Below are 22394 nucleotides of genomic sequence, written 5' to 3'. Positions count from 1 at the left end.
GCCGCCGCGCGTCCCGCGTCAGATCGGCAGCTTGCGGAAGATCGGGCGCGGGACGTGCCGCAGGGCGCTCATCACGAACCGCATCGGGGCCGGTGCCCAGACCAGCTCCTTGCGGTTGCGCACCGCGTCGACGATGACGTCGCCGACCGCCTGCGGGGTGGTCGCGAGCGGCGCCGGGTCGAGCCCCTCGGTCATCTTCGAGTGGACGAAGCCGGGCCGGACGATCGTGACGGTCACACCGAACTCGCGCAGCGCCTCGGTCAGGCCGGTGTAGAACGCGTCCATCCCGGCCTTGGTCGAGCCGTAGACGAAGTTCGAGCGCCGGGCCCGCTCACCGGCGACCGAGGAGATCGCGACGATCGAGCCGTGGCCCTGCTCGCGGAACCGCTCGGCCAGCGCGACGCCGGTCGACACGGTGGCGGTGTAGTTGACCTGGGCCAGCTCGACGGCGTGCTCGACGTCGGTCCAGCCGCGCTCGTTGTCCCCGAGCAGGCCGAACGCGACGACGGCGACGTCGATGTCCCCGCCGGCGAAGGCCTTCGTCACGACCTCCGCGTGGGTCTCGATCTTCGCGGCGTCGAACTCGACGGTCTCGACCCCGCAGCCGAGCTCCTCGAGCTCGGTGCGGGCCGCGTCGAGGCGGGGCCCGGGACGGGCGGCCAGCACGACCCGCAGCGGGCGGTCCGCGGCGAACGCACGGACCGTGGCGAGGCCGATCTCGGAGGTCCCGCCGAGCAGCAGGATGCTCTGCGGGTTGCCGACGGCGTCGATCATGTGGGGAGCTCCAGACTCAGAGTGCGAGGGAGAGGCGGCGGGACATGTCGGAGGCGAAGACGCCCGCCGGGTCGGCGGCGTCGCGGATCGCCTTCCACTCGTCGAACCGCGGGTAGCCGGCGGCGAACGCCTCCGGCGAGGTCCGCGACTCCTTGGCCAGGTACAGGCGACCGCCCGCGGCGAGCACCAGCTCGTCGAGCTCGGTGCAGAACCGGGACAGGCCGGGCGCGATCGGGAAGTCGACGGTGATCGTCCAGCCCTTGGTGGGGAACGACAGCGGCGCGTCGTTGCCGTCGCCGAACCGCTTGAACACGTTCAGCCCGGACTTGTGCGGGGACTGCGTGATGCGCTCGACGATCCGGCGCAGCGCGGCCTCCTCGCCCATCGGGACGACGAACTGGTACTGCAGGAAGCCCTTCGAACCGAAGATCCGGTTCCACTCACCGAAGAGGTCGAGCACCTGGTAGAAGGCGGTGATGTTCTGCACGGCGCCGCGCTGGCGGCGCGGGGCCTTGCGGAACCAGAGCTCGCTGAACGCGGTCAGCGACAGCTTGTTGGCCAGCCCGTTCGGGAAGACGTCGGGGAAGGTCAGCAGCTGCGGGGCGTCGAACTTCAGCGGCTCGGCGCGCAGCTTCTCCGGGAGCTGGTCGACGGTCGCCAGCGAGCCGCGGGTGAGGACCGAGCGGCCCGTCCGCGCCCCGGTGGCGGTGGTGTCGAACCAGGCGGCGGAGTAGCCGTAGGTGTCGTCGGAGCCGTCGGTGAGCAGCTCCAGCAGGCCGTCGAGGTCGTCGGTGCGGTCGGTGTCGACCACGAAGTACGCCGACTCGGTGCGGTGCAGCCGCACCTTCGCCCGCACGACGACGCCGGTCAGGCCCATGCCGCCGACGGTCGCCCAGAACAGGTCCTTCTCGGGACCGTCCGGGGTCAGCTCCTTCACCGAGCCGTCGGCGGTCACCAGCTGCAGCCACTCGACGTGGTTGCCGAAGCTGCCCTTGGTGTGGTGGTTCTTGCCGTGCACGTCGGCACCGATCGCGCCGCCGATCGTGACCTGGCGGGTGCCGGGCAGCACCGGGACCCACAGCCCCAGCGGCAGCGCGGCCCGCATCAGCTGGTCGAGCGAGACGCCGGCGTCGACGTCGGCGACGCCGGAGCCCTCGTCGATCGCGTGGATCCGGTTCATCCCGGGCATGTCCAGGACGACACCGCCCGCGTTCTGCGCGGGATCACCGTACGAGCGGCCGAGGCCGCGGGCGATGATCCCGCGGTCGCCTGCGGTGCGAACCGCCTCGGCGACGTCCTCGGCGCCGCGCGGGGTGACGAGCTGCGCGAGCGTGGGTGCGGTCCGTCCCCAGCCGTGCAGGGACGCGGTCCGGCGCGCCGGGGCGTCGGTCCTGATGCTGGTGGGAACGGTCGTGTCCGTCATCGCCGCCCAGGCTACCGAGAGGGCGCTCCGCGCCCGTGAGTGGTTACCGTGGTCCGGACCGCGATAACCACTCACGAGCGCGAAGCGCCACACTGATCGCGTGCTGGACGAGCGGGAGGCCCCCCGGCCCGGGCCCCGGCACGCCCGCATCCCGCTGCCGTCGCCGCGGCCGCGCACCGCTGTCGCGGGCACGTACGTCCTGCTCGGGATCGCGTACCTGCTGGTCTCGCTGTGGCTGCAGCGCCGGGTGCTCGCCGACCCGTCCGGCCTGCTCGCCGGCCACGTCACCGCCGACGCCGACATGTTCGCCTGGTGGCTCAACTGGTTCCCGTTCGCGGTCGGGAACGGCGCGAACCCGCTGGTCACCGACTGGATGCACTGGCCGCACGGGCTGAACGCGCTGTGGAACACCGCGGTGCCGCTGCTCGCCGCGCTGCTGGCGCCCGTCACCGTCATCGCGGGGTCGGTCACCGCGTTCAACGTGGGCATCGTGCTCGGCCCTGTCGTGTCGGGCCTGCTGCTGGTCGCGGCGCTCGGACCGTTCGTCACCTCGTCCGGGATCCGGGGCTGGGTCGCCCGGGGGACCGCTGGTGCGCTCTACGCGTTCTCGCCGTTCCATCTCGCCCACGCCATCGCCGGGCACCTCAACCTCACGTGGTCGGTGCTGCCGCCGCTGCTCCTGCTGATCGCGCACCATCTCTTCGGGCGGGGGCCCCTGCGGCGGCCGTGGCTGGTCGGCGGGCTGACCGGGCTCGCCCTGCTCGGCCAGCTCCTCCTCTACACCCAGACCCTCGCCGTCGGCGTCATCTTCCTGGTGCTCACCGCGATCGTGCTGGCGCTGCGGTTCCCCCGCCGGGTGCCCGCACACCTGCCGGGGCTGCTGCGGGCGGGCGTCGCCTGCGTGGTCGTGTTCGGCGCGCTCGGCGCCTACCCGATCCACCTCGTGCTGGCCGGGCCGAACCGGCCGCGCTCCGCGATCCGCAACGTGCACGCGACCGGTGCGGACCTGGCGAACGTGCTGGTCCCGACCCGGATGACGGCGTTCCGGCCGCTCCCGGACAGCGCGGGGGAGTCGCTCGCCGGGCACATCGGTGAGCAGGGCGGCTACGTCGGCGTCGCGATGCTGGCGCTCGTCGTCGTCGCCGTCCTGGTGATCCGCTCGACGGCGTTGCGGGTGGCCGCCGGGCTCGGCGCACTCGCCTGGCTCGCGTCGCTGGGTACCGGCGTCGTGCTGCTGGGGTCCGAGACCGGGGTGCCGTTGCCGTGGCTCGCGTTCGCCGACGTCCCCCTGCTGTCGGAGATCGAGCCGGTCCGGATCCAGGTCGTGACTGTGCTGTGCGTCGCCGTCGTCGTCGCGATGTGGATCGACCGGATGCCGACCGCACCACCCGCGACCGCCGTCGGTGCGCTCGCGTTGACCGGGTTCGCGCTGGTCAGCTGGCTGCCGGCGGACGCGCAGGAGGTGCGCCCGGCGCCGGTCCCGGAGTTCTTCACCACGGGCGCCGGAGGGCTGGGGCCCGCCGACGTCGTCGAGATCTACCCGCGGATCACCGCCACCTGGGACGACGGCGCGCAGGGCCTGCGCTGGCAGGCCGCGTCGGGTCCGGACTTCCGGATCCGCGGCGGCTACTTCATCGCCTCCGACCCGGACGACGACGTCGTCATCCAGTCCCGGTGGAACCGCTACCAGGTCGGCGCGCAGTGGGTCGCCGACGGGAAGAACGACCCGAGCGACGACTACACCGCGCAGGCCCACCGGGAGCTCCGCACGCTCGGGATCACCGCGGTGGCCGTCGTGCCGGGCCGGTCCGCCGAGGGCGGCGACGACGCCCGGGTCGTGGAGTGGACGCGGCGCGTCACCGGCGACCCCGGCCGCTTCGACGGTGGGGTGTGGCTGTTCCGGTTGCCGGCGAGCGCACCGGTCGGCTAGGTGCCGTTTACCCTGGACACGTGACCAGCCCGCGGCTTCCCGGTGAGCGGCGCGAGATCAGGATCTCGGACGCCGACCGCGAGCGTGCCGCGGAGCGCCTGAACCGGGCGATGGCGGAGGGCCGCATCTCCGTCGACGAGCTGCAGGAGCGTCTCACCACGGTCTACGCCGCCCGGTTCGGCTCCGACCTGACACCGGTGCTGTCCGACCTCCCCGGTGATCCGCTGGACCTGAGCGCCGACGTCCTCGCCACGCCGGTCGGCCCGCCGACCGTGCTGCGCGTCGGCGTCAGCGGGCTCAAGCGGCGCGGGGACTGGCGGGTGCCGTCCCGGCTGCGTGTGCAGAGCTCGATCGGCTCGGTCCTGCTCGACTTCTGCGACACGGAGCTGCCGGAGCCGGTCGTCGAGATCGAGCTGGCGCTGGGGGCCGGGTCGGCCCGCCTGCTCGTCCCGGAGAACGCGACGGCCGACGTCGACGGCCTGGTCGCGGCCTACGGCTCGGTCCGGTCCAAGGTCCCGGCCCGCGCGGTGCACGGCAGGCCGCACTTCCGGATCTACGGCCGGACGTCCGCCGGATCGGTCACCGTCCGCACCCGCTACACGTTCGCCGGCCGGCACTTCTGAGCCGGGGAGGCGCCGTGGGTCACCGGAACCGGCGGCCCTCGTCCCGGCGGTAGGCCCAGCCGGCCAGCAGCGCCAGCGCCACGGTCCACACGACGAACGCGACGACGGCCAGTGGCAGCGGCGCGGCCCCACCGACCGCCCAGATCAGCAGGTCGCGAGCGCCCCGCGTGGGCAGCAGGGCGGACGCCGTCTGCAGCCAGGCGGGGAAGATCTCGGGGGGCATGAGCAGCCCGCCGCCGAAGGCCATCGGGAAGAAGACGAGCTGGGTGACCGGCAGCGCGACCTTCGTCGGCAGCGAGTAGCCGATCGCGAGCCCGCCGAACAGGAACGGCAGTCCCGCGACGAGCAGCATCCCGACCGCGGCGAGCAGCCGTCCCGGCGGGACGTACGCCGGGGTGAACAGCGCACCGAGCATTACGACCGGCAGCAGCCCGAGCAGCGCGAAGAACGCGCCGACCGCCAGGCGTCCGACGATCCGGGCCGTCGGCGGGGCCGGCAACGTCCGCAGGTAGGGGTCCCACGGCTGCTCCCGGTCGTTCGCGACGCCCACGCCGAAGGTGAACAGGAACCCGCTGAGCACGCCGAACAACGCCAGCTGCGCCACCGACACCGTCGCCTGCGCCGGGTCGTCGACCCAGTCGAAGGGCAGCACGAAGAACGCCAGCACCAGCGCCGGGAACAGCGCCGTGGACAGCACCGCGACCGGGATCCGGAGCTGCTCCAGGACCAGGTAGCGGGCGTGCGCGACGACCAGTGTCACGAGGTCTCTCCCGTCAGGCTGAGGAACGCGTCCTCGAGCGACGCCTGTGCCACGCCGAGATCGGCGAACGCCGCGCCGGACCGCACCAGGTCACGGACCAGCTCGTCGGCGTCGGCGGTGTGCAGGGTCCAGCGGTCGCCGTCCCGCTCGGCGAGGTCGACGCCGGGCAGGTCCGGCAGCGCGGTGGCCCGCACGGTGACCCGGCTGCGCCGGACCATTCCGCGGACGTCCGTGACGTCGCCGTCCGCCCGGATCCGGCCCTGCGCGAGGACGACGACGCGTTCGGCCAGGGTCTCGATCTCGTCCAGGTAGTGGGTGGTGAGCAGGACGGTGCCGCCGCCCGCGTGGAACTCGCGGACGGTGTCCCACAGGGCCCGGCGGCCCTCCACGTCGAGTCCGGTGGTCGGCTCGTCGAGCAGCACCAGCCGGGGACGCCCGGCGAAGGCGAGGGCGAGCGCCAGCCGTCGTCGCTGCCCGCCGGACAGTCCGCCCGACTGACGGCGCTCCAGCCCGTCGAGACCGAAACGGGCGAGGAGCTCCCCGGCCGGGACCGGGTCCGGGAAGTGCTCGGAGACGAACCGGACGATCTCGCCGACCCGCAGTGTCTCCGGCAGGCCGGTCTGCTGCGGTGTCGTCCCGAGCGCGACGCGGTTCGCCGCCCCCCGCGGGTCGCCGCCGAACAGCCGCACCGTGCCGGAGTCCGCCCGGCGCAGCCCGGAGACGAGGTTGACCAGCGTCGACTTGCCCGCCCCGTTCGGGCCGAGCAGCCCGGTGAGGCTGCCGGCCTCCAGGACGAGGTCGACGCCGTCGAGGGCGACGGTGCCGCCGTAGCGGCGGGTGACGCCGTCCAGCACGACGGGTGCGCTCACGACCCGACCTCCTCGTCGACCTGCGGGGACAGCAGGGTGCGCAGTGCGGTCGTGTAGTCCTCGAAGGCACGACGCCCGGTTCTCGTCAGCTCGACATAGGTGACCGGGGTGCGGCGCTGGTGGGTCTTGGTGATCGCGACGTAGCCGGCGTCCTCCAGCTTGCGCAGGTGCGTCGAGAGGTTCCCCGCGGTCATCTCCAGCACCTCCTGGAGACGGGGGAAGGTCATCCGGTCGCCGTCGGCGAGCGTCGCGAGGGTGGCGGTCACGCGGAGCCGGGCCTGGGCGTGGATGACGGGATCGAGCTCGCTCATCGGCGGACCCGCCGCAGGACGCCGGTCGCGATCATGGCGCCGCCCCCGCCGAGACCCATCAGCAGCGAGTTCCAGGGCAGCGGCGTGAACGCCGACACCACGGCGATCACCTGCAGCGCGAGGCCGAGCCCGTAGTCGAGCCGGCTCCGCCAGAACGCCCCGCCGAGGGTGTACATCGCCCCGACGACGAACACGAACAGCGCGGGCGCGAGCACCCCGACCCCGGGTCCGCCGAGCCGGGCCAGCGCGCCGACCAGCACGCCGGTGCCGATCATCGACAGCGTCCAGGCCCACCCGTACATGGCCCCGAAGTGCTGCGTGGGACCCGCGACGCCGCGGCCGAGCCGGGCGCCGAGCACTCCGGACGCGATCATCGACAGCACGATCACCGCCGCCGTCGCGATGCCGGCCGCGGTGTCCGGCCAGACCCCGAACCCGGCCCCGGACCACGCGAGGCCGATCACCATCCAGACGACGCCCCACACCACGAAGAACGGCGCGATGTCCGGTTCCTGGCGGGCCTGCTCACGCTCGATGATCGCCAGCGCCTCGGCCGGTGAGGCGGGTGGCTGCTCGTCGACGTCGGTGTGCGGTCGGTCGTCCACGGGATCCCCCTCTGGATGCGCCAACTGGTTTGTGGCTGCATCTAGTTTGTAGCGCAAAGTGGTTGGTGGTGTCCAGGGGACGGGTCCGCGCGGTGGCGTCGTTGCACGCCGCTACCCTCGGAGGCGTGACCGCCACCGAGCCCTCGCGGGCCGAGAGCCCGGCTCCCGACGGTGCCGCCGCCCCCGCATCGCGCCACGGACTCGTCCGGCAGCTCGGCAGCTTCGTCGTCATCGGCGCGCTCTCGGCCGTCGTCGACTTCGGCTTTTACCACCTGCTGCTGAACCTGGGCCTGTGGGTGCCGGTGTCGAAGGGGATCAGTTTCGTCCTCGGTACGACGACCGCGTACCTGCTCAACAAGCGCTTCACCTTCACCGGCGCGAACACCGGCGGCAAGGGCCGGTTCGCGGGCTTCGTCGCCCTCTACGGGACGACGTTCGCGGTGAACGTCGGCGTGAACTCCCTGGTGCTGCACCTGCTCCCGCCGCTGGAGTACGGCACCTCCCTGGCCTGGCTCATCGCCCAGGGCACCGCCACCGCGATCAACTTCGTGATGCTGCGCTACGTGATCTTCAAGGACTGACCGGCGGCCTCCATCCCCCGGGTCGCTGCCGCACGGTGTCCTCGGTCGCCGCACCACGTCCCGGCCACCGCACCCCCTGACTGGGCGCCGCGCCCTCTCGCCGGCTGCCGCACCCCCTGACCGGGCGCCGCACCCCCTGACCGGGCGCCGCACCCCCTCACCGGGTGACGCACCCGCTGCGGCCGGTGCGCGGACCGGTGACGGGGTGCGCCAAGCGCTCGCACAGCCGCGCGACCATGCCTTCGGGCCCGGTGTCCGCGATCTCCGACCAGATCCAGCGCACGACGACGAGCCCGCACTCCCGGATCCGGTCCTCCCGGCGCTTCTCCTCCCACAGGATCTCCTCGACGTCGTCGCCCGGCCGCAGCCCACGGCCGTACTTGGTGCGGCCGTCGAACTCCCCGACGACTCCCGCATCCGGCCAGGCGAAGTCCGTCCGGTAGGGGAGCCCCGGCACCTGCCACTGCGTGACTGGGACCGGCAGCCCGGCCACGTGCATGCGGTAGCGGCTGCGCGACTCGCCGGGGCTCTCGGAGAGGTCGTCGGCGAGGGAGAGCACCCGTCGAGCGGGTGGGGCGCCACGACGACCCGCGAACCGGTCGATCGCGGCCCTGATCTCCTCGGCGGTCGTGGCTCCGGGTGGTGGAGGCTCGCCGGGGTCGCGTATCCGGTACCGGTGGAGCGCGGCGTCGAGGGTCACCAGTGCCCGCTCCGCAGACAGCGTCCGGGCGAGATCGGCGACCGTCCGCGCCGGTGAGGTGACGCGCAGCCCGTCGATCTCGACGACGTCGGTCTCCGGCAGCGGTGCACAGTGGACGTGGGTGCCCGCCCGGACCCGGCCGCCGCCGCGCCGGTCCCTGGTCAGGTGCAGCCGGGTGAGCGGCACGCTCCAGAACGGGAGCCGGAACAGCAGACCGGCGGTCACGTGGCTGAACGCCGCCCCGGCGGCCAACCCCGGCTCGACACCGCGGGCGCGCAGGACGTGCATGCCCGCCGGGGACGGCGTGGTCCCGTCAGGGAGCCGGTACACCCCACGGCGGACGACGAGGAGGGCGCCGGTCCGCACGAGGCGGTCGATCTCGTCGGGGCCGTGCCCGGTGGCCAGCAGGGTGTCTCGGCGGAGCAACCCGGCGCGGTCCGGGCGGAGGGTGTCGAGCGGGTCCATGGGCATCACGATGCGCCGCAACGCCGTGGACCGGGAGAGGCTGCCCTCCGGCCTGTGGACAACCTGTGGACAGAGGCTGCATTGTGGACAACTCCGCCGACGATGACCGCGTGCGAGCCTGTCCTCGCGCACCCCGTCACCGCTCCGCGCACCCCATGACAGGTCATGGCACCCCACGCGGGGGGTGCGCCGGCCGGTCACGGGGTGCGTCGGTCGGTCACGGGGTGCGCCGGCCGGTCACGGGGTGCGTCGGTCGGTCACGGGGTGCGTCGGCTGGTCACGGGGTGCGCGGGCCGTGACGGGGTGCGCGGGGCCGAGCGCGTCGACCCACGATCAGCTGATCCGGCCGTGACGGGCGCGGGGGTGTGGAGGCGAGTCCGGGGCGGACAGGGGCGTCAGGCGCGGTCGAACCGCTCGTCGCGGCCCTTCTTCAGCAGGCGCAGCCAGTCGCGGAAGCCGCGCGGGTCCCGCTTCGTCACCAGGAAGTACCAGGCGAACCTCGGCAGCTCCAGGAGCCCGATCCGGCGCATCCCCGGCTGGCTCATGAGGTAACCGCGGTTGCGGTAGGTGTAGTAGCGCTTCACCGGGTCGCCCGGATCCTGCGCGTGCAGGCGCCCGCCGAGCATCGGCTTGAACTCGTCGGATCCGTAGGGGTGCAGGTAGCCGGCGTGCAGCGCGGTGCCGAACGGCAGTCCCGAGCGCACCATCCGGCGGTGCATCTCCACCTCGTCGCCGCGGACGAACAGCCGCAGGTCCGGGACGCCGATGACCTCGAGCGTCGAGGCCCGGAACAGCGCACCGTTGAAGAACGACGCGATCCCGGGCAGGAGCTCGGGGTCCCCGTCACCGGCCGTCAGCGCCGACCGGGTGCGGTGCCAGGTCACGCCCCGGCGCAGCGGGAACGCGAGCCGCTCGGGGTCGGCCTTGTCGGCGACCACGGGGGACACCGCGGCGAGCCCGCGGCGGTTCGCCAGGTCCAGCAGGGTGGCCAGGGTGGACTCGTCGGCGGCGTGGCCGTCGTCGTCGGCGAGGAACACCCAGTCCGCGCCCAGCGCGAGCGCGTGCAGCATGCCCAGGGCGAACCCGCCTGCGCCGCCGAGGTTCCGCCAGGACGGCAGCCAGGTCGTCGGCAGCGGGCAGGCGTCCACGGCCGCGCGGGCCGGCTGGTCCGGTCCGTTGTCGACGACGATCAGGTGCGAGACCGGATGGGTCTGCTTCGCCATCGCGGTGAGCGAGTCGACCAGGAGGTCGGCACGGTGCCGGGTGACGATGACGCCGACGACCGAGCCCGGCGGCAGGGGAGCGTTCACGCGGTCCCCTCGAACGGCGTCCTGCCCTTGTAGTGGTCGAGGACCTCCTGCAGCGGGCCGTACTCCTTGATCGTCCCGTGCTCCATCCACAGCGCGGTGTCGCACAGGTCCGCGAGGAACTCGTCGGAGTGTGAGGCGAACACCAGGATCCCGGAGCGGTCGACCAGCTCGTGGAGGCGGCCGCGGGCCTTGTTCAGGAACTCCGCGTCGACGGCGCCGATGCCCTCGTCGAGCAGCAGGATCTCCGGGTCGATCGAGGTGACGACGCCCAGTGCCAGCCGGACGCGCATACCCGTCGAGTACGCCCGCAGCGGCATCTCCAGGTAGTCGCCGAGCTCGGTGAACTCGGCGATGTCGTCCATCCGTGCTTCCATCTGCTTCCGGGTCATGCCCAGGAAGAGCCCACGGATGACGATGTTGTCGAAGCCGGAGATCTCCGGGTCCATCCCGACCGCGAGGTCGAAGATCGGCGCGACCTTGCCTCGGACGGCGGACCGGCCCCGGGTCGGTTCGTAGATGCCGGCCATGAGGCGGAGCAGGGTGGACTTGCCGGCACCGTTGTGGCCGACCAGCGCCACCCGGTCCCCGCGACCCAGCTTCAGCGTGATGTCGCGCAGTGCCTCGATGATCGGCACCTTGGCGTCGGTGCCGATCCGGCCACCGGCGCGTCCGAGGACGGACTTCTTCAGCGACCGGGTCTTGGCGTCGAAGATCGGGAAGTCGACTCCGGCGCGGTCGATGCGGATCTGGGGTTCATTCACAGCGGCTCACACCCAGTAGGCGACGCGGGAGCGGTAGTTGCGCAGGCAGACCAGCGCTGCGGCCCAGCCGACGATCGTGATCAACCCGGCCACCAGCCAGTACCGGCCGACGATCTCCTGGCCGAGCAGCGGCTCGCGCAGGATCTCCAGGAAGTGGAAGACCGGGTTCAGTTCGACGAGTGCGGCACGCTCCCGTGCGGCCTCGTTGTCCTTGAGGATGTCGATCGACCAGACGATCGGCGTCAGGTAGAAGACCAGCTGGGTCACGCTGGCGATGATCGGCGGGATGTCCCGGAAGCGGGTCGCGAGGATCCCGGAGAGGATCGCGATCCAGGCGCCGTTGATCGCGAGCAGCGCGAACGCCGGGACGGCGAGCAGCACCTCCCAGCCCAGCGGCCGCGGGAACACGACCATCAGCACGGCCCAGACGACCATGTTGTGCAGGAAGAACAGCGTCTGCCGCCACACCAGCCGGTAGATGTGCAGGGTCAGTGGCGCCGGGAGGAACTTGATCAGTCCCTCGTTCGAGATGAAGACCTCGCTGCCCTCGAGGATGCACCCCGAGACGAAGTTCCAGATCAGCAGGCCGACGGCCACGTGCGGCAGGAACGTCGCGATCGGGGTCTCGAACAGCGCCGAGTAGAGGATGCCCAGCCCGAGCGCGATGACGCCCATGCTGATCGAGATCCACAGCGGGCCCAGGACGGAGCGCCGGTAGCGCTGCTTGATGTCCTGCCATCCGAGGTAGCCCCAGAGCGGTCGCTGCCGCCAGCCGGCGGCGAGATCCGCGAACGCCCGGCGCCAGCTGCGCGGGCTCGACATCTCGGACGGATCGACGAGGTCGCCCGGCTCGTTGTCGGTCACGGTCACGGCCACCCGACGAGGGTACTCACGGCCCTTCGCGCGGCCCGGCAGGGGCGGTCCCTGCCGGGCGCGGGCGAAACCGCAGGTCGGAGCCGGGTGCGCCGGGTCCGGACCCGCGGACGGCGGACCGGCCGCGTCGTCCGGGTCAGAGGTACTGCCCGGTGCCCCGGCCCATGCCCTCCGGCATGCCCTGCTCCGGGCCTGCCGACATGCCCGGCGGGAGCCCGCGGCGCATCTGCTCCAGCTGCGCGCGGGCGGCCATCTGCTGGGCGAACAGCGCCGTCTGGATGCCGTGGAACAGTCCTTCCAGCCAGCCCACCAGCTGGGCCTGGGCGATCCGCAGCTCGCCCTCCGACGGCGTCGAGTCGGCGGTGAAGGGCAGGCTCAGCCGCTGCAGCTCCTCGCGCAGCTCCGGGGCGAGACCGTCCTCGAGCTCCTTGACGGAGTTCTCGTGGATCTCCTTGAGCCGGCTGCGGGAGGCCTCGTCCAGCGGGGCCGCCTTCACCTCCTCCAGCAGCTGCTTGATCATCGTGCCGATCCGCATGACCTTCGCGGGCTGCTCGACCATCGAGGCCGGGCTCTGCTGCTCCTCGTCCTCGCCGGACGTGGTGTCGCCGACCGGGCGGCCGTCGGCGCCGACCACCACGACCCGCTCGTCCGGGTTCTCCTGCTCGTCGCTCATGAGCGCCATTCTGGCCCCGGCGGGATCCGGGGCAACCTCAGGCGTCGGGGTTGCGGAGGATCAGCTTGCCGGTGACGCCGCCGTCGGCCAGCCGGCGGTGGGCGTCGGCGGCGTCGGCCATCGAGTACCGCTCGAAGACGACGGGGCGGACCCGGCCCGCGGGGAACAGCGGCCAGACCTGGTCGCGCACCTGCTCGACGATCTCGGCCTTCGAGTGCGGGCCCTCCACCGGGCGCCCGCGCAGGCCCATCGCGGAGACGTGTCCGCGCTTGGCGAGCAGCGCGCCGATGTTGATCTCCGCCTTCACCCCGCCCTGCATCCCGATGATCATCAGGCGGCCGTCCTTCGCGAGAGCGGACAGGTTGTTCGCCAGGCCCTTGGCGCCCATGTTGTCGAGGATGACGTCGGCACCGTGCCCGTCGGTGGCCTTCTTCAGCTCCTCGGCGATGTCGTCGTGGTAGTCGATCGTGATGTCGGCCCCCAGCCCGCGGCAGAACTCCAGCCGGTCGGCGTGGCCCGCGGTCGCCGCGACCCGCGCCCCGAACGCCGTCGCCACCTGGATCGCGTGCGTGCCGATGCCGGACGACCCGCCCTGGACCAGGAAGGTCTCGCCCTCGGCGAGCCGCCCCTCCATGAACACGTTCGACCAGACGGTGCACGCGACCTCGGGGAGGCCGCCCGCGTCCTCCAGCGAGACGCCCTCGGGCACCGGCAGGAGCTGCGCCGCGGGGACGGCGACCTTCTGCGCGTACCCGCCGCCCGCGAGCAGGGCGCACACCTCGTCGCCGACGTTCCAGCCGGTGACACCTTCGCCGAGAGCGGAGATCCGGCCGGAGCACTCCAGCCCGAGGATCTGGGAGGCACCCGGCGGCACCGGGTAGTTGCCCTGGACCTGGAGCAGGTCGGCGCGGTTGACCGCGGACGCGACGACGTCGAGCACGACCTCGCCCGCGCCCGGCACCGGGTCCGGGACCTCCTCCCAGGCCATCTGCTCGGGACCGCCGTACTCCGCCAAGGTGATCGCCTTCATGGTCGTCGACGGTATTCCGTCGCGCCGTCCCGGGCGATCCGGCAGGGTCCGTGGACCATGGACGTGCTCCCGGCGCCGATCGACCCCGTCCCCGACCCGTGGCCGTTGTCGGGGCTCGTGCTGCGCACGCCGCGGCTGGAGCTGCGCCCGGAGGACGACGCGACGCTCCGCGAGTTCGTGACGATGCTCCACTCCACCGGCATCCACCCCGCCGACGAGATGCCGTTCCGGGCCCCCTGGACCGATGCCGACCCGCGGTATCTGGGGCGCGGCGTCGCGCAGTACTTCTGGTCGAACCGGGCTCGGGCGGCGCCGGAGTCGTGGGCGGTGCAGTTCCTCGTGCGGGCCGGCGGCGCTGTGATCGGTCTGCAGGACCTGATGGCCGACCGTTTCGGTGTCCTCCGTGAGGTGCACACCGGCTCCTACCTGGGCCTGCGGTACCAGGGACAGGGGTACGGCACCGAGATGCGGGCGGCGGTGCTGGCGTTCGCGTTCGACCACCTCGGTGCGACGGCGGCGCGCTCGGAGTACGTCGAGGGCAACGCCGCGTCTGCGACCGTCTCCGCCCGGCTCGGCTACGTGCACGACGGCACCGCACTCACGGCCACCCGTGACCGTCGGACGGTGGAGCACCGGCAGCTGCTGGCCCGCGAGGCGTTCGTCCGGCCCGGGTGGGAGCTCGGTGTGCGGGGCTACACGACGGAGCTCGCGGACTTCCTGGCCGCCGATCCGCCGCGGGTCAGCTGAAGACGAGGTCCCGGTGGCGTGGCAGTCGCAGCCACACCTGCCCGCCCACCAGTAGTACGGCGAGCACGGCGAACCACTGCACCGCGTGCACGGCGGGGACGACGTCGACCGGCAGCGCGTAGGCGGCCACCACACGGAGCGCGGCATCGGCGAACAGGCCCAGGGCCCACCACGCGGTGAGCCACCGCCAGATCGTCCGGAACCGGGACGAGTCCGCCCACCGGCGGTCCCACCCGTCGGGATCGTGCCCGGCCCGGCTCAGTGTGATCCGGCCGATCGTGAACAGCGCCGGACGTGCGGTCGGCACCGTGACCAGCAATGTCGCACCGAGCGCCGCCGTGACGAGCCCGTCCCGGGCGAGCAGCACTCGTTCGTCCCCGCTGACCAGCGAGGTCGCCGCGCTCGCGACGCACAGGACCAGGACGAGCACCGCGAACCACTCGATCCGCCGGTGCCGGACCAGCACGTACGACGCCCGAACCGCGGGGGCGGCCGCTCCCGCGAGCAGTGCGGTCCCGGCGCCGACGCCGGACGCGCGCAGGCCGTAGAAGATCGCCAGCGGTGCGACGACGTCGATCCCGACCGTTGCGAGCAGCTCGCGCCGGTTCACGACGTCACCAGCGCCGTCATCCGGTCCGCCACCCGCTCCGGGAACTCCCCGGGCAGCGCGTGCGAGGCGTCCGGCCACAGCTCGACCGTCCCGCGTGGCAGCAGCCCGGCGCGCTCGCGGGCCCGGCCCGCGTCGAGCATCGTGCTGCGCCCGCCCAGCAGGACGAGCGTCGGTACCGCGACCGCGCGGACGTCCGCGGGCGAGGGGAGCGGTGGGAACGGCACCGCGGACGCGTAACCGGACATCCCGGCGTCGATCAGCTGCAGGACGGGATCGTCTCCACTCGCGCCGCCGTCGCCGATCCGGTCGAGGAATCGGCGCCGCATGCGGGCCGGGGCCACGGGCAGCGCGCCGACCGAGGCCACGACCGTCCCGAGCGGGAGGCGGGCGAACGTGTTCGCCGGTTCGAGCAGGGTGAGCGTCCGCAGTCCCCGTGGTGCGCGCCGGGCCAGCTCGAAGGCGATCCGGCCGCCCATCGACGTCCCCACCAGGTGGAACGACGGCAGGTCCAGCCCGTCGAGCAGCGCCCGCAGCCAGCGGGCCTGGTCGGCGACGTCGCGGATCGGCACGTCCTGGTGGCTCGCGCCGGGCCCGCCCAGCGGGTCGACCAGGTGCACGGTGCCGAGTCCCCGCAGCGACGGCACGTTCGGTGCCCAGCTCAGCCCGGGCGCGCCCGCTCCGGGAAGCAGGACGAGCGGGTCCCCGGACGCGCCCTCACAGGTCAGTACCCGGACGGTGCCGTGGGTCGTCCCGACGTCCCGCGCGGTCGACGGCGGCAGCGTCGCGACCGCTGCGTCGTACAGCGCGCGGTACCGGTCCCGTGCCGCCGGGCCGGTGAAGTGTCCGGTCCGCATCACGCCCCCTCCTTGACGATACGATCGGACTGTAAAGAGCGGCTCGGCTGTATGCAAGCCGATCGGATTGCAACGAGGGGATGCGGGTGCCGAGAGTCGTCGATCACGGGCAGCGTCGCGGCGAGATCGCGGAGGCGCTCTGGCGGGTGGCGGCGGACGAGGGCCTGGAGGCGGTCAGCCTGGCCCGCGTCGCGCAGGAGGCCGGTGTCTCCAAGGGCCGGGTCCAGCACTACTTCACCTCGCGCGACGAGCTGCTCGGCTACGCCGCACAGCAGCTCCAGCTCCGTATCGACGAGCGGATCCGCGCGCAGCTGGCCGCCGCCCGACCTGCGACGCCGCTCGACGAGGTCCGCGCGCTGCTGGTCGCGCTCCTTCCGCTCGACGACGACGCCGCCACCGACGCGCGCGTCGGCTCGGCGTTCCTGATCCGCGCCCTCGGCGACGCGGCGATGCGCGAGACCTACCGTTCGGGCAACCGGCTGATCCGCGAGGCCGTCGCCGGCCGCCTGGACGCGGCGCACGCGCAGGGCGAGATCGGCGCCGTGGACGCCGAGCAGGAGGCGACGGTGCTGATCGCGCTGGTCGGTGGGCTGGCCGAGGGGATCCTGCTCGGTGAGTACGCCTCGGCATCCGCTGTCGGGACCGTCGAGCACCAGGTCGGGCGGCTCCGCCGCCCGTGAGTGATTGTGTGTCGGCCAGGACCGACTGTCGTGTCTCAGCACATCTGAGACAGATCTGTCTCAGCACATCGTGGACGGTTTGCTGGTGGTCCGCTGGTAGCGGACGCTGCGATCGAGGGTAAGGCTGGCGGCGACCGCGTCGTCGATGAGGATGGTGACGCGGTCGCCTTGCCAGAACACCTCCGCGGTGGTGCCTGCGTGGCGGCGGCCCAGACCGATCGAGGTTCCGGAGAAGCTGATGACTCCGGTCTCGGAGACGGTGCGGGTGAGGTGTCCGGCGATGCGGGGTGCGGGTCCGGCCGGTCGGGCGGGTTCGCGGGTGTGGAAACGCTGGTGCGGGGTGTCGCCGTCGAGGCTTTGGTGGCGGCGGTGGTTGTAGCCCTGCCGGTAGGTCTCGAGCAGGTTCTGGAGTTCGGTCAGGGTGGCCGGGGTGGGTCGGGCGGCGAGCCAGCGTTGCAGGGTCTGGTGGGCGCGTTCGTTCTTCCCGCAGGTCTGTGGGTGTCCGATCGAGGACACGATGGTGGTGATGCCCAGCGCGGCCAGGCGGCGTTCGAGGTCGACCAGGGGCCACTGGCGGCGCCGGCCGGAGAAGGCGGTGCCGTTGTCGGAGAGCACGCAGGCCGGGTGGCCGTAGCGGGCGAAGCCGGCGCTGAGCGCGGCCCAGGCGGCCTCGCCGTTCTCGCTGCTCGCGGCGTGGCAGGCGATGTCGAGCCGGGAGTGGTCGTCGATGACCTGCACCACCGTGGCGCGCCGGCCATCGGCCAGGACGGTCTGGGCGCCGTCGATCTGCCAGACCGCGTTCGGGGCCGGGTGGACGAACCGGTGCGTTCTGCGGCGGGGTCGTTTACGTGGTTGCGGGGTGATCTGGCCGCGGTCGGCCAGCAGCCGGTGGATCGTGGCCCGCGACGGGACCTCGGCCTGCTCGAGTGCCGGGCCGCTGCCGCCGCTACTGCCGGGGCTGCTGCCGGGGCTGCGGCCGGTGCGGGCCGCGTCGAGCAGCCGCCAGCGGATGGTCTGGGCTCCGTGGTCCCAGCCCTGGTCGGCGAGTTCTTTGCGGGCCCGCACCACCGCCTCGGCCACGTGTTCGGCCACCGCGCTGGGACGGGTGTGCGGGGCACGTGAACGCGGTGCCAGACCGGTGCTGCCCTGGTCTCGGAAACGGGACAGCTTGCGATAGAACACCGACCGGGACACGCCGAGTTCTCGGCACACCCGAGCGATGTTGATCTCTTGCCCGGCGGCGGCCCGGGCGACCGCCGCGACGAGGTCGGGATCCATCTCGAACCCTGTTCCACCCACCTGGACCAGGCTGGTCGATCACCAGGATCGACCAACCCGGCCAGCGGGCTACTCAGTGTCCTCGATGTGCCGAGACATCAACTGTGTCGGATGTCCTGAGAACAAGCAGTCGGCCAGGACCGACTCAAGCACTCACGAGGGGATGTGTGGGTCAGCCGAGGGTGCGGGCGGCGAAGGTGTCGCAGGCGTTCGGGTCGCCGGTCTGCAATCCGGTGGTGAACCACCGCTCGCGCTGGGCGGAGCTGCCGTGCGAGAACTGGGACTCGTCGACCCGGCCGCTGCCCAGGGTCGACTGGATGTGGTCGTCGCCGATCTTCTCGGCGGTGTCGAGCGCCGCGTCGATGTCGGACTGGTCCAGCTCGGTGATCAGCGGCCGGCCGGAGTCGCCGGGGACCGTCGTCGCGTGGTGGGCCCAGACACCGGCGTAGCAGTCGGCCTGGAGCTCGAGGCGGACCGAGCCCGAGGTCGGGCCGGTCTCGTTGCCCACGCGGCGGTTGGTGCCGAGCAGGTTCTGGATGTGGTGGCCGTACTCGTGCGCCATCACGTACGACTGCGCGAACGGGCCGCCCTGCGCGCCGAACCGGGTCTGCAGGTCCTCGAAGAACGTCAGGTCGATGTAGATCTCGGAGTCGGCCGGGCAGTAGAACGGACCGCTGTCCGACGTCGCGGAGCCGCAGCCCTGGGTGCTGACGCCGCCGGAGAAGAAGTTCGTCCGCGGCCGCTCGAAGCCGGACGAGAACTGGCCCGCCCAGAAGTCGTCCAGGGAGTTCACGACGGCGACCATCCGGCAGTCCGTCGAGTTGTTCGCCGACGCCCCGGTCGCGCAGTTCTGCGCCAGCGACGAGCTGTCCGCGGTCTGGCCCGCACCGACCTGGTCGAGGCTCGGGTAGCCGCCACCGGCGGCCATGCCACCCATGTCGACGCCCGCGAAGTTCGACAGCAGCAGGTAGATGACCAGGCCGACGATCCCGAGCCCGCCGCCGGCGCCGGCGACCCGGCCACCGACACCGCGGCCACCGCCGCCGGAGCCACGCAGGTCGTCCACACCGGACGTGTCCAGCCTGGCGTTCTCGTCGAACCGCACGCCGACCTCCCGAAGCCGAGTCGGGAAGATCCCACCACACCCGGCCTGCCCGCACACCGGCGATGCGTCCGCCCGTCGGGGTCAGCCCCGGCGCCAGGCCGCGGGGCTCCGCCCGTGCGCCGTGCGGAAGCGTCGGACGAAGTAGCCGGCATCCCGGTAGCCGACCCGCCGGCCGATCTCCGTGACCGTCAGCTCGGTGCCCACCAGCAGCCGCCGGGCCTCACGCATCCGTCGCTCGGTGATCCACTGCTGCACGGTCCGGCCGGTCCCGCGACCGACCACCGTCGTGAGGTGACCCGGCGTGAGCCCGAGCGCCGAGGCGACGTCGCGCAGCGAGATCGGTTCCCGGAAGCGTTGCTCGATCAGCTCGAAGACGGCGGCGAGCTGCGGGTCCGTGGCCTCGGCCGGGACGTCGTCCTGCAGGCGTCCGAGCGCGACGAGCAGCAGGGTGAGGTGGGCGCGGGCGGCCTCGGCGTAGCCATCGCGCCGCTCGGTCAATTCGGTCTCCAGTGCGTCGAGCCGGGCGAGCCAGCCGGGCCGGTCCGCGGGCGGGACGACCAGCCGCTGCGCCCCGCCACGGTGGTTGCCGACGAACGGTGCGAGCAACGGGTGCCCACGCCAGGACACCAGCGGCGCGGCCGCGTCCGGGTCGACCGCCTCCGCCGGGAAGAGGACGGTCCAGGCCGCCCCGGACGCCGGCGGATCGTCGTCGGCGGCGCCGATGACCGCCCCCGGTGCGACGACGAACGCGTCGCCCGCGGCGAGTTCCCACGCCCGTCCGTCGACGCGGCGGGTCCAGCGGCCCTCCACGAGGTGGATCAGGCACAGGAAGTCGTGGGCGTGCTCGCCGCGCATCCGGGGGACCTCCGCGAGCCCGGAACCCGACCCGCGCTGGACGACGATCGGCACCGGAGAGTGGATGAACCCCATCAGAGGCACATCGGAAGATCGTCCCATCAGCGCCGCACATCCTTCATTGTGCGCCGGTCAACGGCGACGGAAGCTGGGTTCAGCACACGAGTTTCGTACCACGGAGGGGTCATGTCGACCGACTACCTGCCCGCGCTCGTCAGCCCGCGGCTGCTGCCCGGCTACGACGGCTTCGCCACCCTGATGGGGGCGACCGGGATGTACTGGAGGCTGGTCGCCCAGGCCGGGATCCAGCCGGGCTCGACCGTCCTGGAGATCGGGTGCGGGACCGGGAACGTCGTGCTCCGGGCGAAGCGGGCCGTCCCCGGGGCGACCGTGATCGGCCTGGACCCGGACGGCGAGGCGCTCGGCATCGCCCGTCGCAAGGCCGCCGACGAGGGCCTCGCGCTCGAGCTCGACGAGGGGGTCGCCGAGGACCTCCCCTACGACGACGGCAGCGTCGACCGCGTCCTGTCCTCGCTGATGCTGCACCATCTGCCCGCCGACCGGCAGGTGTCCGCGCTGCGCGAGGTGCGCCGGGTGCTCGCGCCCGGTGGGAGCCTGCACCTCGTCGATCTCGACGCCGACCCGCGGGTCGCGGGTCCGATGCGGCCGGTGAACCGGGTGCTGTCGCTCCTGCACCGGCTCGATCCGGCCGCGCGGCGCCTGGGCTTCGGCGGGGGTCACGGGCACGGCCACGGTCAGGGCCACGGGCACGGGCACGGCGCGGACCCGGCGCACGGTCACGCTCACGGTGGGGGCTGGCCGGTTCCGGAGGTGCTGGCCGAGGCCGGATTCGCCGAGCCGGTCGTCGTCGGGCACGGCAGCACGCGGATGGGTGCGGTGACCTACCACCGCGCGGATCGCTGACGCCCACGACGCACCCGCTACCCTGCCGTGCGGAAGCGTGGCAGAGCGGCCGAATGCACCCGCCTTGAAAGCGGGCGTCCGAAAGGACCGGGGGTTCGAATCCCCCCGCTTCCGCCACCGGCCGACGGGGCTCCGCCGACGCCGCCGCGCTCCACGCCGTCCCCGCACCCGCACACGTCGACGGGCTCCCGCACACGTCGACGGGCTCCCGCACACGTCGACGGGCTCCCGCACACGTCGACGGGCTCCCGCACACGTCGACGGGCTCCCGCACACGTCGACGGGCTCCCGCACACGTCGACGGGCTCCCGCACACGTCGACCGGCTCCCGCACACGTCGACCGGCTCTCGCACGGGCCGACCGGCTCCCGCACACGTCGACCGGCTCTCGCACGGGCCGACCGGCTCCCGCACAGGACCGGTCCTGTGCGGGAGCGCGCTGTCCTGTGCGGCACACCCGCGGGCTGTGCGGCGACGGCCGGGGCTCTGTCCGTGTCGGGTGCCGCGGGCTGCTCCGGCCGGACCGTCCGCATCCGGACGATTCTCGCCGAGATGCGGCTCAGCGTCGTCCGCGCACGCCGGGAGGGACTCTGAGCTGCATCTCGGCGAGAGTGTTCCGGGCGCGGACGAGTTCCGGCGGGGTGGGCCGGTCAGGCCCGGCGCCGGCGTGCGGCGTTGTCGTGCTTCCGGACGGCGAAGGCGTGCGCCTCGTCCAGTAGTGCCTGGACCTGCGGCCACGTCTGGTCCGGGTTGATCACGCTCACCCAGTGGTAGGTCCCGTAGACCGGGTGCGGGAAGAGGGTGTCGAGGGCGGTCGTGTCGTGCTCGGCCGCCACCGGGAACAGCTCGGCGAACCGCGGCTTCGGCAGGCCGATGTTGAGGCGGAAGACGCCGGGCCGGTCCAGGTCGGACGCGGTGTCATTGACGTCGGAGTTCACGACGGTCGCCCAGCCCTGGCGGGGGCGCTGGTCGTAGTCGTCGTCCGGGTCGTGGATGGCGAAGACGTCACCGTTCGCCTCGATCAGCCGGGTGCCGGGATAGCCGGCCAGGACGGTGGCGATCTCGTCGGAGTCCATTGCGCCAAGACAGCACGATTCCACCGGGCGATGTGCGGATCAAGTGATGTAGATCACTCAGATGATTCGGCCAGCTCGGCGAGGCGGTCCAGTGAGGCCGCCAGCCGGTCCGCTGTCGTGGCGCGGGCACGGGTCAGCCGGTTCGCGTCGGTCAGGTCCGACCAGTCGTAGGTGTGGGTCACCCGGGTCCGTCCGGGGCCGAGCGCGTCCAGCTCCCAGCGCCACAGGTGGCCGGGCGGTGGACTGCCGGGCTCCGAGGGGAGCCAGGCGATCACCCGTCCCTCCTCGAACTCGACGACCCGGTTCTCCCGGACGGTGCCGAGCGTCAGCGTGGTCGTGAAGACCTCGCCGGTCCCGTGCACCCGTTGTCCGGGAGCGGCGTGGGCGAGGTTGTCGTTGCCGTCCCAGCGCGGCTGCCGGGCCGGGTCGGCGACGAGCTCGAAGATGCGGTCCGCGGGTGCGGCGATCTCCCGGGTGCTGGAGACGACGGTCTGCTCGGTCACCACCGGAGTGGAGCACGCCCGGGAACGGGCTGTCCCGTCGTGGCGGGACGGCACGCGCTCGTTGTCGGACCCCG

The 22394-nt window shown here is 72.9% G+C and carries 25 protein-coding genes and 1 tRNA gene; 7 read left to right on the top strand and 19 right to left on the bottom strand.

Features of this window, described 5'->3' with window-relative positions; all coding sequences use genetic code 11:
- Window positions 1-18 precede the first annotated feature (18 nt).
- Window positions 19-774 (bottom strand): decaprenylphospho-beta-D-erythro-pentofuranosid-2-ulose 2-reductase, encoded by a 756-nt coding sequence (locus tag PP1_RS15985; RefSeq protein ID WP_010243854.1) that lies wholly within the window; start codon window positions 772-774, stop codon window positions 19-21.
- Window positions 775-790: 16 nt separating this feature from the next.
- The gene (locus PP1_RS15980; RefSeq protein WP_033200753.1) at window positions 791-2197 is read right to left on the bottom strand and encodes an FAD-binding protein; all 1407 of its coding nucleotides are present in this window, start codon (window positions 2195-2197) and stop codon (window positions 791-793) included.
- 100 nt (window positions 2198-2297) lie between these two features.
- On the opposite strand from PP1_RS15980, the gene PP1_RS15975 reads away from it, so the two are divergent.
- Window positions 2298-4127 carry a hypothetical protein gene (locus PP1_RS15975; protein WP_010243850.1) on the top strand — a complete coding sequence of 610 codons (1830 nt, stop codon included), beginning with the start codon at window positions 2298-2300 and terminating at the stop codon, window positions 4125-4127.
- Between the two features lie 20 nt (window positions 4128-4147).
- A complete protein-coding gene (locus tag PP1_RS15970; RefSeq protein ID WP_010243848.1) occupies window positions 4148-4750 on the top strand; it encodes a DUF1707 SHOCT-like domain-containing protein in 603 nt (200 codons plus the stop codon).
- A gap of 19 nt (window positions 4751-4769) precedes the next feature.
- Here the strand turns inward: PP1_RS15970 and PP1_RS15965 are convergent, their stop codons facing one another.
- Genes PP1_RS15965 through PP1_RS15950 form a run of 4 tightly spaced genes read right to left on the bottom strand, consistent with a single transcriptional unit; the run spans window position 4770 to window position 7295 of the window.
- On the bottom strand, window positions 4770-5510 hold the full coding sequence (locus PP1_RS15965) for an ABC transporter permease (protein WP_010243846.1): 741 nt from the start codon (window positions 5508-5510) through the stop codon (window positions 4770-4772).
- Window positions 5507-6379 (bottom strand): ABC transporter ATP-binding protein, encoded by an 873-nt coding sequence (locus PP1_RS15960; RefSeq protein WP_010243844.1) that lies wholly within the window; start codon window positions 6377-6379, stop codon window positions 5507-5509. Before PP1_RS15960 ends, PP1_RS15965 begins: the two co-directional genes overlap by 4 nt.
- A complete protein-coding gene (locus PP1_RS15955) occupies window positions 6376-6690 on the bottom strand; it encodes a transcriptional regulator (RefSeq protein ID WP_010243843.1) in 315 nt (104 codons plus the stop codon). Before PP1_RS15955 ends, PP1_RS15960 begins: the two co-directional genes overlap by 4 nt.
- Window positions 6687-7295: a hypothetical protein gene (locus PP1_RS15950; protein WP_010243841.1), complete on the bottom strand. Its 609-nt coding sequence runs from the start codon at window positions 7293-7295 to the stop codon at window positions 6687-6689. The genes PP1_RS15955 and PP1_RS15950 overlap by 4 nt, the downstream gene beginning before the upstream one ends.
- 125 nt (window positions 7296-7420) lie before the next feature.
- Here PP1_RS15950 and PP1_RS15945 point away from each other — a divergent pair, with 125 nt between their 5' ends.
- The gene (locus tag PP1_RS15945; RefSeq protein ID WP_010243839.1) at window positions 7421-7876 is read left to right on the top strand and encodes a GtrA family protein; all 456 of its coding nucleotides are present in this window, start codon (window positions 7421-7423) and stop codon (window positions 7874-7876) included.
- Window positions 7877-8033: 157 nt separating this feature from the next.
- On the opposite strand, the gene PP1_RS15940 is transcribed toward PP1_RS15945, so the two are convergent.
- From PP1_RS15940 to PP1_RS15915, 6 genes are all read right to left on the bottom strand, one after another.
- Window positions 8034-9041 (bottom strand): type IV toxin-antitoxin system AbiEi family antitoxin domain-containing protein, encoded by a 1008-nt coding sequence (locus tag PP1_RS15940; protein WP_010243837.1) that lies wholly within the window; start codon window positions 9039-9041, stop codon window positions 8034-8036.
- Window positions 9042-9436: 395 nt separating this feature from the next.
- Window positions 9437-10351: a galactofuranosyltransferase GlfT1 gene (gene glfT1 / locus PP1_RS15935; RefSeq protein WP_010243835.1), complete on the bottom strand. Its 915-nt coding sequence runs from the start codon at window positions 10349-10351 to the stop codon at window positions 9437-9439.
- Complete coding sequence (gene wzt / locus PP1_RS15930; protein ID WP_010243833.1) at window positions 10348-11112, bottom strand: galactan export ABC transporter ATP-binding subunit Wzt/RfbE; 765 nt, start codon at window positions 11110-11112, stop codon at window positions 10348-10350. Before wzt ends, glfT1 begins: the two co-directional genes overlap by 4 nt.
- A 6-nt stretch (window positions 11113-11118) precedes the next feature.
- Window positions 11119-11934 carry a galactan export ABC transporter permease subunit Wzm/RfbD gene (gene wzm / locus PP1_RS15925; RefSeq protein ID WP_029240134.1) on the bottom strand — a complete coding sequence of 272 codons (816 nt, stop codon included), beginning with the start codon at window positions 11932-11934 and terminating at the stop codon, window positions 11119-11121.
- 187 nt (window positions 11935-12121) lie between these two features.
- Window positions 12122-12667: a bacterial proteasome activator family protein gene (locus PP1_RS15920; protein ID WP_010243829.1), complete on the bottom strand. Its 546-nt coding sequence runs from the start codon at window positions 12665-12667 to the stop codon at window positions 12122-12124.
- A gap of 28 nt (window positions 12668-12695) precedes the next feature.
- Window positions 12696-13688, bottom strand: a complete 993-nt coding sequence (locus PP1_RS15915; RefSeq protein ID WP_010243827.1) for an NAD(P)H-quinone oxidoreductase — start codon at window positions 13686-13688, stop codon at window positions 12696-12698.
- Window positions 13689-13745: 57 nt separating this feature from the next.
- On the opposite strand from PP1_RS15915, the gene PP1_RS15910 reads away from it, so the two are divergent.
- Window positions 13746-14435 carry a GNAT family N-acetyltransferase gene (locus PP1_RS15910; RefSeq protein WP_010243825.1) on the top strand — a complete coding sequence of 230 codons (690 nt, stop codon included), beginning with the start codon at window positions 13746-13748 and terminating at the stop codon, window positions 14433-14435.
- Here the strand turns inward: PP1_RS15910 and PP1_RS15905 are convergent.
- Window positions 14428-15045, bottom strand: coding sequence for a VC0807 family protein (locus PP1_RS15905; RefSeq protein ID WP_010243823.1), 618 nt, complete (start codon window positions 15043-15045; stop codon window positions 14428-14430). The genes PP1_RS15910 and PP1_RS15905 overlap by 8 nt on opposite strands.
- A complete protein-coding gene (locus PP1_RS15900; RefSeq protein WP_010243821.1) occupies window positions 15042-15899 on the bottom strand; it encodes an alpha/beta fold hydrolase in 858 nt (285 codons plus the stop codon). The genes PP1_RS15905 and PP1_RS15900 overlap by 4 nt, the downstream gene beginning before the upstream one ends.
- Before the next feature lie 86 nt (window positions 15900-15985).
- On the opposite strand from PP1_RS15900, the gene PP1_RS15895 reads away from it, so the two are divergent.
- A complete protein-coding gene (locus PP1_RS15895) occupies window positions 15986-16579 on the top strand; it encodes a TetR/AcrR family transcriptional regulator (RefSeq protein WP_029240133.1) in 594 nt (197 codons plus the stop codon).
- A gap of 60 nt (window positions 16580-16639) precedes the next feature.
- On the opposite strand, the gene PP1_RS15890 is transcribed toward PP1_RS15895, so the two are convergent.
- From PP1_RS15890 to PP1_RS15880, 3 genes are all read right to left on the bottom strand, one after another.
- Window positions 16640-17878 carry a DDE-type integrase/transposase/recombinase gene (locus tag PP1_RS15890; protein ID WP_249265915.1) on the bottom strand — a complete coding sequence of 413 codons (1239 nt, stop codon included), beginning with the start codon at window positions 17876-17878 and terminating at the stop codon, window positions 16640-16642.
- Between the two features lie 151 nt (window positions 17879-18029).
- On the bottom strand, window positions 18030-18962 hold the full coding sequence (gene ypfJ, locus PP1_RS15885) for a KPN_02809 family neutral zinc metallopeptidase (RefSeq protein WP_010226443.1): 933 nt from the start codon (window positions 18960-18962) through the stop codon (window positions 18030-18032).
- 81 nt (window positions 18963-19043) lie between these two features.
- Complete coding sequence (locus PP1_RS15880) at window positions 19044-19871, bottom strand: AraC family transcriptional regulator (RefSeq protein ID WP_337819671.1); 828 nt, start codon at window positions 19869-19871, stop codon at window positions 19044-19046.
- A gap of 132 nt (window positions 19872-20003) precedes the next feature.
- Between PP1_RS15880 and PP1_RS15875 the strand changes: the two genes are divergently transcribed.
- On the top strand, window positions 20004-20741 hold the full coding sequence (locus PP1_RS15875; protein ID WP_010226440.1) for a class I SAM-dependent methyltransferase: 738 nt from the start codon (window positions 20004-20006) through the stop codon (window positions 20739-20741).
- Between the two features lie 31 nt (window positions 20742-20772).
- Window positions 20773-20858: transfer RNA gene (locus PP1_RS15870), tRNA-Ser, on the top strand.
- A 533-nt stretch (window positions 20859-21391) separates the two neighbouring features.
- On the opposite strand, the gene PP1_RS15865 is transcribed toward PP1_RS15870, so the two are convergent.
- Both PP1_RS15865 and PP1_RS15860 read right to left on the bottom strand, forming a co-directional pair.
- Window positions 21392-21817, bottom strand: coding sequence for a DUF6194 family protein (locus tag PP1_RS15865; protein WP_010226436.1), 426 nt, complete (start codon window positions 21815-21817; stop codon window positions 21392-21394).
- 53 nt (window positions 21818-21870) lie between these two features.
- Window positions 21871-22320, bottom strand: a complete 450-nt coding sequence (locus tag PP1_RS15860) for an SRPBCC family protein (protein WP_029239308.1) — start codon at window positions 22318-22320, stop codon at window positions 21871-21873.
- Window positions 22321-22394: the final 74 nt, after the last annotated feature.

The sequence above is a fragment of the Pseudonocardia sp. P1 genome (genome assembly GCF_000178675.2).
GTDB lineage: Bacteria > Actinomycetota > Actinomycetes > Mycobacteriales > Pseudonocardiaceae > Pseudonocardia.
This window is presented reverse-complemented; position numbering and strand designations above follow the sequence as displayed.

Excerpts from the sequence above, each read along its gene's own strand:
- PP1_RS15985 (WP_010243854.1), bottom strand. The coding sequence starts at position 774 with ATGATCGACGCCGTCGGCAACCCGCAGAGCATCCTGCTGCTCGGCGGG.
- PP1_RS15980 (WP_033200753.1), bottom strand. The coding sequence starts at position 2,197 with ATGACGGACACGACCGTTCCCACCAGCATCAGGACCGACGCCCCGGCG.
- PP1_RS15955 (WP_010243843.1), bottom strand. The coding sequence starts at position 6,690 with ATGAGCGAGCTCGATCCCGTCATCCACGCCCAGGCCCGGCTCCGCGTG.
- PP1_RS15940 (WP_010243837.1), bottom strand. The coding sequence starts at position 9,041 with ATGGACCCGCTCGACACCCTCCGCCCGGACCGCGCCGGGTTGCTCCGC.
- wzm (WP_029240134.1), bottom strand. The coding sequence starts at position 11,934 with ATGTCGAGCCCGCGCAGCTGGCGCCGGGCGTTCGCGGATCTCGCCGCC.
- PP1_RS15920 (WP_010243829.1), bottom strand. The coding sequence starts at position 12,667 with ATGGCGCTCATGAGCGACGAGCAGGAGAACCCGGACGAGCGGGTCGTG.
- PP1_RS15915 (WP_010243827.1), bottom strand. The coding sequence starts at position 13,688 with ATGAAGGCGATCACCTTGGCGGAGTACGGCGGTCCCGAGCAGATGGCC.
- PP1_RS15910 (WP_010243825.1), top strand. The coding sequence starts at position 13,746 with ATGGACGTGCTCCCGGCGCCGATCGACCCCGTCCCCGACCCGTGGCCG.
- PP1_RS15900 (WP_010243821.1), bottom strand. The coding sequence starts at position 15,899 with ATGCGGACCGGACACTTCACCGGCCCGGCGGCACGGGACCGGTACCGC.
- PP1_RS15875 (WP_010226440.1), top strand. The coding sequence starts at position 20,004 with ATGTCGACCGACTACCTGCCCGCGCTCGTCAGCCCGCGGCTGCTGCCC.
- PP1_RS15865 (WP_010226436.1), bottom strand. The coding sequence starts at position 21,817 with ATGGACTCCGACGAGATCGCCACCGTCCTGGCCGGCTATCCCGGCACC.